Source organism: Pseudomonas sp. GD04158, assembly GCF_029834875.1.
GTDB classification, from domain to species: domain Bacteria; phylum Pseudomonadota; class Gammaproteobacteria; order Pseudomonadales; family Pseudomonadaceae; genus Aquipseudomonas; species Aquipseudomonas hydrolytica.
In genome coordinates this window covers 1-4,599 of sequence record NZ_JAODYT010000145.1, presented here as the reverse complement: position 1 = coordinate 4,599, position 4,599 = coordinate 1, and the positions used below count along the sequence as shown (strand labels likewise).

6 protein-coding genes are annotated in these 4,599 nt (G+C 62.9%); all 6 read left to right on the top strand.

What is annotated here, in order from left to right:
- A partial coding sequence (gene flhF, locus N7333_RS24005; RefSeq protein ID WP_279859491.1) for a flagellar biosynthesis protein FlhF occupies positions 1-894 on the top strand: 894 nt, incomplete at its 5' end.
- A gap of 90 nt (positions 895-984) precedes the next feature.
- Complete coding sequence (gene fleN, locus N7333_RS24000) at positions 985-1,815, top strand: flagellar synthesis regulator FleN (RefSeq protein WP_012019013.1); 831 nt, start codon at positions 985-987, stop codon at positions 1,813-1,815.
- Positions 1,812-2,558 (top strand): RNA polymerase sigma factor FliA, encoded by a 747-nt coding sequence (gene fliA, locus N7333_RS23995; RefSeq protein WP_003243225.1) that lies wholly within the window; start codon positions 1,812-1,814, stop codon positions 2,556-2,558. Before fleN ends, fliA begins: the two co-directional genes overlap by 4 nt.
- A gap of 77 nt (positions 2,559-2,635) precedes the next feature.
- Entirely contained in the window at positions 2,636-3,010 is a 375-nt protein-coding gene (locus tag N7333_RS23990) for a chemotaxis response regulator CheY (RefSeq protein ID WP_169968482.1), read from the top strand.
- Between the two features lie 19 nt (positions 3,011-3,029).
- Positions 3,030-3,818: a protein phosphatase CheZ gene (locus N7333_RS23985; RefSeq protein ID WP_003243230.1), complete on the top strand. Its 789-nt coding sequence runs from the start codon at positions 3,030-3,032 to the stop codon at positions 3,816-3,818.
- 12 nt (positions 3,819-3,830) lie between these two features.
- A partial coding sequence (locus tag N7333_RS23980) for an Hpt domain-containing protein (RefSeq protein WP_279859489.1) occupies positions 3,831-4,599 on the top strand: 769 nt, incomplete at its 3' end.

Sequence of the window (4,599 nt, the reverse complement as noted above, 5' to 3'; positions counted from 1 at the left end):
CTGATTGAGGTTCAGCTGGGGTCGATCGCCTGGGGCCAGTTGCAGACGCGTCGTCCGCAGCAGGCCAATCTGTGGCGTCGCCTGCAGCGCATGGGCCTGTCTGCCGAACTGTCGCAGGCACTGCTGAGCAAGGTCGCGGGTGTGGCCGAGCCGCGTCAGGCCTGGCGCATGCTGCTGGCGCACCTGGCGCATGCGATCAAGACGCCCAAGGTCGAGCCGCTGGAGGAGGGCGGGGTGATCGCCCTGGTCGGTCCGGCCGGCATGGGCAAGACCACCACCCTGGCCAAGCTGGCGGCGCGCTACGTGCTTAAGTACGGCGCGCAGCAGGTCGCTCTGGTGAGCATGGACAGCTTCCGTATCGGTGCCCAGGAGCAGCTCAAGACATTGGGGCGTATTCTGGGTGTATCGGTGACCCAGATCGATCCCGGTCAGTCCCTGCTGCAGGCGCTGACGCCGCTGGCCAAGAAGCGCGTGGTGCTGGTCGATACCGCCGGTCTGCCGGGTAACGATCCGGCGCTGCGCCTGCAGCTGGAAAGCCTGGCCTCGGCGCGGATCAAGGCGAAGAATTATTTGGTCCTGGCTGCAACAAGTCAGAGCCAAGTGCTCAAGGCGGCCTACCATAGTTACAAGCGTTGTGGCCTTTCTGGCTGCATACTGACGAAGCTGGACGAGGCCGCGAGCCTGGGTGAGGTTTTGGGTCTGGCTATAGGCCAGCATCTGCCGGTAGCCTATGTCACGGACGGACCGCGGATCCCGGATGATCTGCAGGTGCCGCGTAGTCACCAGCTGGTCAGCCGCGCCGTAGGCCTGCAGACCGCCGAGCCGCCGAGCGAGGATGCCATGGCGCAGATGTTCGCCGGGCTGTACCACAGCCCCGCGCAGCGTGCCGGCTGAAACGGCGAGAATGTAGCACCCTCCCGCGTCATGACGCGGGAGTAAACGGCCACGAGGCCAGGTCGAAGTTAGACAAGGTGTAGAAAGAACATGGGTATGCATCCCGTACAGGTGATTGCGGTGACCGGCGGCAAGGGTGGCGTCGGCAAGACCAATGTGTCGGTGAATCTGTCCATGGCCCTGGCCGATCTCGGCCGTCGGGTGATGTTGATGGATGCCGACCTGGGGTTGGCGAATGTCGACGTTTTGCTGGGGCTGACGCCCAAGCGCACCCTGGCCGACGTGATTGCCGGTGAATGCGATCTGCGCGACGTGCTGCTGCAGGGACCGGGCGGTATCCGCATCGTCCCGGCGGCCTCCGGCACGCAGGCGATGGTCAATCTCTCGCCGATGCAGCATGCCGGCCTGATTCAAGCCTTCAGCGACATCAGCGAGAACCTCGACGTGCTGGTGATCGACACCGCTGCCGGCATCGGCGATGCGGTGGTCAGCTTCGTTCGCGCCGCCCAGGAGATCCTCGTGGTGGTGTGTGACGAGCCGACTTCCATCACCGACGCCTACGCGCTGATCAAGCTGCTCAACCGCGATCACGGCATCAGTCGCTTCCGCGTTCTGGCCAATATGGCCCATAGCCCGCAGGAAGGGCGCAATCTCTTTGCTAAGCTGACCAAGGTGACGGATCGTTTCCTCGATGTCGCCCTGCAGTATGTCGGCGCCGTACCCTACGATGAGTGCGTGCGCAAGGCCGTGCAGAAGCAGCGCGCCGTCTATGAAGCCTTCCCTCGTTCCAAGTGCGCTCTGGCGTTCAAGGCGATAGCTCAGAAGGTCGATACCTGGCCCTTGCCGGCCAACCCCCGTGGCCATCTGGAATTTTTCGTCGAGCGTCTGGTGCAGCAACCGACCGCAGACTCGGCCGTATGACAGCAGCCTCTGGACTTCGTATGTACAACAAGGCGCAGGCGCAGGACTCCCAGCACCAGCTGATCGAACGCTATGCCCCTCTGGTCAAGCGCATTGCTTATCACCTGCTGGCCCGTTTACCGGCCAGCGTGCAAGTCGACGATCTCATTCAGGCCGGCATGATCGGCCTGCTGGAAGCGTCGCGCAAATACGACTCCGGCAAGGGGGCGAGTTTCGAAACCTTCGCCGGTATCCGCATCCGCGGTGCCATGCTCGACGAGGTACGCAAGGGCGACTGGGCCCCGCGTTCGGTGCACCGCAACAGCCGCATGGTCAGCGATGCCATTCGTGTCGTTGAAGCAAGAACCGGGCGAGACGCTAAAGATCACGAGGTTGCGGCCGAACTCCAATTGAGTCTCGAGGATTACTACGGCATCCTTGGCGACACTTTGGGCAGCCGTTTGTTCAGCTTCGACGACCTGTTGCAGGACGGCGAGCATGGCGGTTTGCACGAAGACGCCGGGCACACCCACCTCGAACCTTCGCGGGACCTCGAAGACGAACGCTTCCAGGCGGCCTTGGCCGATGCCATCGCCGGTTTGCCGGAGCGCGAACGTCTCGTGCTGGCGCTGTATTACGATGAAGAACTGAACTTGAAGGAAATCGGCGAAGTGCTGGGGGTCAGCGAGTCGCGCGTCAGCCAGTTGCATAGCCAGTGCGCAGCGCGGTTGCGCTCGCGGCTCGGCGAGTGGCGCGCCAGCTGAGTCGGTTTCACGATTAAAGGGCGTCATTGCGTGTGCAATGCGTTTGGGACTGTACGGAGGTCGACTTGGACAAGAACATGAAAATCCTCATCGTTGACGATTTCTCGACGATGCGACGGATCATCAAGAACCTCTTGCGGGACTTGGGCTTCACCAACACCGCCGAGGCCGACGATGGCACTTCGGCACTGCCCATGCTGCAGAGCGGCAGCTTCGACTTTCTGGTGACCGACTGGAACATGCCCGGCATGACCGGCATCGACCTGCTGCGCGCGGTGCGCGCCGACGAGCGCCTCAAGCACCTGCCGGTGTTGATGGTTACCGCCGAAGCCAAACGTGACCAGATCATCGAAGCGGCACAGGCCGGCGTGAACGGCTATGTGGTCAAGCCCTTCACCGCCCAGGTGCTGAAGGAAAAGATCGAGAAGATCTTCGAGCGGGTAAACGGCTGATGTCAGCCGCGAGGGTGCTATGGAACACGATGACTCCACGCTGGGTGACCTCGAGTCGACCCTGAAAAGCAACGCCCGCGAGCTGGTCGATAGCCTGGAACAAGGCAACTTCGGCGCTGCGGTGCAACTGATCAACGAGCTCAACAAGGTCCGCGATCGCGGCCTGTACCACGAGGTCGGCAAGCTGACCCGGGAGCTGCACAACGCCATCGTCAATTTCCAGCTCGACCCGCGCATGCCGCATGCCCAGGAGCTGTCGCAGATCGCCGATGCCACCGAGCGCCTGAACTATGTCGTGACCATGACCGAGAAGGCCGCCAACCGCACCATGGATCTGGTGGAGCAGAGCGCGCCGCTGGTCAACGACCTCAGTGACGAGGCGCAGAGCCTGAGCGCGGAGTGGGGCCGTTTCATGCGCCGCGAGATGGGCGCCGAGGGCTTTCGCGAGCTGGCCAAGCGTATCGAGTTGTTTCTCGCTCGCAGCGAGCGTGACAGCAACAAGCTGTCCGCTCATCTCAACGACATCTTGCTGGCGCAGGACTACCAGGACCTGACCGGCCAGGTGATCAAGCGCGTCACCCAGTTGGTGACCGAGGTGGAAAGCAACCTGCTCAAGCTGGTGCTCATGGCCAGTCAGGTCGACCGTTTTGCCGGTATTCAGCACGACCATGAAGTGCTGCGCGCCGAACAGGAAAAATTAAAAGAGCCATCCCGGGGTGAAGGTCCGCAGATTCATGCCGATAAGCGTGATGACGTCGCCTCCAGTCAGGACGATGTCGACGACCTGCTGTCCAGTCTTGGATTCTAAGGAGCACCCCCTATGAGCTTCGGCGCCGATGAAGAGATCCTCCAGGATTTCCTGGTAGAGGCCGGCGAGATTCTCGAACAGTTGTCCGAACAGCTCGTGGAGCTGGAAAGCCGACCGGACGACATGAACCTGCTCAACGCCATCTTCCGCGGTTTCCATACCGTCAAGGGCGGGGCGGGTTTCCTCCAGCTCAACGAGCTGGTGGAGTGCTGCCATATCGCCGAGAACGTCTTCGACATCCTGCGCAAGGGTGAGCGTCGCGTCGACTCGGAATTGATGGACGTGGTGCTCGAAGCTCTGGATGCCGTCAACGGCATGTTCGGCGAGGTGCGCGAGCGGCGCGAACCGACTCCGGCCACGCCGGAACTGCTGGCGGCACTGTCGCGTCTGGCCGAGCCCGCTGGTGCCGAGGCGGCTGCCCCCGCACAGGAGCCGGAAGCGGAGCCGGAACCCGCTCCGGTTTCCGCGCCTGCCGCCTCCGGCGACATCACCGACAGCGAGTTCGAGCAACTGCTCGATGCGCTGGGCGATGCGCCCGCTGCTGCCCATGGCGCCGAAAGCAGCGCCGCCAGCGACGAAATCACCGACGACGAATTCGAATCCCTGCTCGATCAGCTGCACGGCAAGGGCCAGTTCTCCGGCACGGTTGAAACCGCCGCCGATACCGCCGTGGCGACGGCGTCTGCCGCTTCCGCCGCCAGCGACGAAATCACCGACGACGAATTTGAAGCCCTGCTCGATCAGTTGCACGGCAAGGGCCAGTTTTCCGCGGCAGCCGAGG